Source organism: Streptomyces sp. NRRL B-24085, from assembly GCF_001282115.1.
Taxonomy (GTDB): domain Bacteria; phylum Actinomycetota; class Actinomycetes; order Streptomycetales; family Streptomycetaceae; genus Streptomyces.
Map to the genome: position 1 here is coordinate 1 of NZ_LJBR01000652.1, position 3,787 is coordinate 3,787.

Below are 3,787 nucleotides of genomic sequence, written 5' to 3' on the forward strand. Positions count from 1 at the left end.
GGCCGAGGGCGAGGCCCGCTCCGGCCCGTGGCCGCGCGAGGAGTGCGAGCGGACCGCCGACGCGGAGGCGGGGTCCCGCGGACCGTGAACCGACGGCGGGCTCGACGGGCCGCCCGAGCGGGAGGCCGGGGCGGGATGCGGCGGAAGCCCGGTGGCGTACGACCCCGGGGTGCTCGGCGGTGCCGGGTGGGCCGGCGCGGCGGCCGGTGACCGGGTGGCGGCGGCCGGGGTGCGCACGACCCCGCGCAGCGGGCCGTCGACCGGGTCAGCCGACCGCCGGTCGGGGGCGCTCGCGGGGACACGCGGTGCCAGCTCGGTGCCGTACGCCCGGTCGGCCTGCGGCAGGACGACGGTCGCGCTCGAGCCCACCACGATCGCCAGCACCGTCGCGCGCAGCCAGAGAGTCACGGAACAAGACTGGCATTCCGCCGCAGGACCGGCATTCCGGATGGCACCATGGGGGCGATCCGCTCCGGGACCGGTGGATCAGCACACAGCGGGGGCACCTCATCGGTGAGGTGTACGGGTGCGAGAGAATGGCGGCATGGAGATGCCGAGGAACGAAGGTTCGCCGGAAAGTCCCCAGATCCTGGTCGTGGGCCAGGACGGGATGGCACTGGGCGGCGGGGGTGACGACGAGTCCCGCGAGGTCCCGGTCACGGAGATGGTCGAGCAGCCCGCGAAGGTCATGCGGATCGGCAGCATGATCAAGCAGCTGCTCGAAGAGGTGCGCGCGGCTCCCCTCGACGAGGCCAGCCGGGCCCGGCTCAAGGAGATCCACGCCAGCTCGGTGAAGGAGCTGGAGGACGGGCTCGCCCCGGAGCTCGTGGAGGAGCTGGAGCGGCTCTCCCTCCCCTTCAACGAGGAGGCGACCCCGAGCGACGCGGAACTGCGCATCGCCCAGGCCCAGTTGGTGGGCTGGCTGGAGGGTCTCTTCCACGGGATCCAGACCACCCTGTTCGCCCAGCAGATGGCCGCGCGGGCCCAGCTCGAGCAGATGCGCCGCGCCCTCCCGCCGGGCGTCGGCGGCCAGGAGGACGGCGTCGACCCGCGCGCGGGCGGCCGCTCGGGCGGACCGTACCTGTAACCACGACCGACAAGGGCCCGGCAGCGGACGCTGCCGGGCCTTTCTCGTCACCTCTGTCATGTCACCGGTGGGAAACGCTCGTTCGGGTTCTTCTTCGTGAGTTTGGCCACGGGCCGGCGCCCCGCCGCCCGGCGGAAGCTGTGCCCGTTCCGTGTCCGAACGCGAAAGAAAGGTTGTGCGGGCGTTACGGCGGCCCTACGGCCGGTACACAGGATTTGCACGCCGAGACGTAGTACAGGTTTGATGGCCGGTCCGTCTCGGGCCGGTCCCCGGGCTCATCCCGGACCGGCGGCTTGCGCGAAGGCTGTAGCGTGGCCGACGGAGACCGTAACAACACCGCGCGCACCGCGGGCAGAAACGACGGCGAGGACCGATGGCACAGCAGCAGCGCGCTCAGGGCCCGTCCGACCCCGAGGCGACTGGCGGCGGAATGTCAGATGCGCCGGAGCTGTGGGGTAACGGCGGACTGGTGGGGGACGGCCGGTACCGGCTGACCCGCAGACTCGGCCGGGGCGGAATGGCCGAGGTGTTCGCGGCCGAGGACGTACGGCTCGGCCGGACCGTGGCGGTCAAGCTGCTGCGCGCCGACCTCGCCGAGGACCCGACCTCCAAGGCCCGCTTCACGCGGGAGGCCCAGTCCGTGGCCGGCCTCAACCACCACGCGATCGTCGCCGTGTACGACTCCGGCGAGGACTTCGTGGGCGGCCAGTCGGTGCCGTACATCGTCATGGAGATCGTCGAGGGACGGACGATCCGGGATCTGCTGCTCAACGCCGAGGCGCCCGGACCCGAGCAGGCACTGATCATCGTCTCCGGGGTGCTGGAGGCGCTCGCCTACTCGCACCAGCACGGCATCGTGCACCGCGACATCAAGCCCGCCAACGTGATCATCACGCACAACGGCGCCGTCAAGGTGATGGACTTCGGCATCGCCCGCGCCCTGCACGGCGCGTCCACGACGATGACGCAGACCGGCATGGTCATGGGCACCCCGCAGTACCTCTCCCCGGAGCAGGCCCTCGGCAAGGCGGTCGACCACCGCTCCGACCTGTACGCGACGGGCTGCCTGCTGTACGAACTCCTCGCGCTGCGTCCGCCGTTCACCGGTGAGACCCCCCTCTCCGTGGTCTACCAGCACGTCCAGGACATCCCGACGCCTCCGTCGCAGGTCTCCGACGCCGTCCCGCCGGAGCTCGACGGCCTGGTCATGCGCTCGCTCGCCAAGGAGCCCGACGACCGCTTCCAGACGGCCGAGGAGATGCGCGGGCTCGTCCAGTACGGCCTCCAGATGCTGTACGACCAGGGCGGCCACACCGGGACCTGGAACACCGGTCCGGTGACGGCGCACGACGGGCGTGGCACGCCCGCCGCGGGCTTCGCGAGCACCAGCGTGCTGGCGCACCCCGGCGCCGCCTCCGGCACCACACAGATCCCGCAGCCGATCCTGCCCTCCGGTTACGGCGGCGGGGACGACGGCGGCTTCGAGGGAAGCGGCAACCGGGGCAGCGGCCGCGGCAAGCTGTGGATCCTCGCCGTCCTCGCGGTGATCGCCGTCGCGGCGGGTGTCGCCCTGGCGCTCAACAACGGAGGCGGTGGCGGGAGCGGGGGCGGCACCGGCAGCTCCGTGTCGCCGACCACCTCGAAGACCACCGACGACCGGACGGCCAGCGAGACGCCGAGCGACGACGCGACCAGCGAGGAGACCGACACCTCCACGGACGACAGCGGCAGCTCGGGCGGCTCCGGCTACACGCCGTCCTGGACGCCGTCGTACACCCCCTCCTACACGCCTTCGCCCTCGGCGACGCAGCCGTCGGAGACGGCGACGGAACCGTCCGACACGGCGGAGCCCACGGACACCGCCGAGCCCACGAACACCGCGGAGCCGACCGGCGGCCTGGTCGGGGGCTCGGACGGCGGCGGCGAGGGCGGCGACTCCTGACCCGGCGGTGACGCCTCACGCGCGCGTGGCCCGTTCCCGGGGCCACGCGCGCGTGCCGTTTCCCGGCCCCCGCGTCAGCCCACGAACGCGTCGCACACCGCGTCGTACTCCCGCGTCCACCACACCACCAGCGCCGAGGCCGCCGGGAACTGGGGATCGGCGCGGGTGTCGCCGCGCTCGTAGTGCCAGCGCAGCATCCAGAAGTCGTTGAGCCGCTCCCACCACACGCGGTGCACGGCCGCCGCGAGCTCCGACGGCGTGGCGCCCGCCGTACGCCGGTACGCGCGCGCGTAGGCCCGCACCTTCGGCAGGTCGAGTGTGCCCGCGGGCCGTACGAAGAAGATCGCGGCGGCGCGTACGGCCTCCTCGGCGCGGGGCTTCACACCGAGCCGGTCCCAGTCGACGATCGCGGCGGGGGCGTCGCCCCGGTAGAGCAGGTTGAAGGGGTGGAAGTCCCCGTGCACCCAGCCCACCGGGCCGCCGTGCGGGGGCCGCCGGCCCACGTGCTGTTCGAGCAGGGCCCGCCGCTCCAGGAGCCGGTGCCGGGCCAGTTCGTCGAACGAGTCCGCGGGACGGTGCCGGCGCACTCGCGCGAGGAGGTCGTCGATGAGGGCGAACGTGGCGGCGGGGTCGGCACCGGCGTCGGCGGCATCCCCGTCGTGGCCGCCGTCGGGGGCCTTCGTCCCGGTGGCCGGCTGACCGGCGGACGGCCTTTCCCCACGGGAGCCGGGGGCGCCCCCGCCCGCCCGCGCGCCAAG

3 protein-coding genes and 1 pseudogene are annotated in these 3,787 nt (G+C 73.6%); 2 read left to right on the forward strand and 2 right to left on the reverse strand.

Annotated elements, in window-relative coordinates; all coding sequences use genetic code 11:
- Positions 1-408, reverse strand: a pseudogene (locus AOJ26_RS40850) (hypothetical protein); the annotation flags it as partial.
- A 136-nt stretch (positions 409-544) separates the two neighbouring features.
- Here AOJ26_RS40850 and AOJ26_RS40855 point away from each other — a divergent pair.
- Positions 545-1,087, forward strand: a complete 543-nt coding sequence (locus AOJ26_RS40855) for a bacterial proteasome activator family protein (RefSeq protein WP_053853378.1) — start codon at positions 545-547, stop codon at positions 1,085-1,087.
- 373 nt (positions 1,088-1,460) lie between these two features.
- The gene (locus AOJ26_RS40860) at positions 1,461-3,029 is read left to right on the forward strand and encodes a protein kinase domain-containing protein (RefSeq protein WP_053853379.1); all 1,569 of its coding nucleotides are present in this window, start codon (positions 1,461-1,463) and stop codon (positions 3,027-3,029) included.
- Positions 3,030-3,103: 74 nt separating this feature from the next.
- Here the strand turns inward: AOJ26_RS40860 and AOJ26_RS40865 are convergent.
- On the reverse strand, positions 3,104-3,787 hold a 684-nt coding region (locus AOJ26_RS40865; protein ID WP_234358807.1), incomplete at its 5' end, for a phosphotransferase.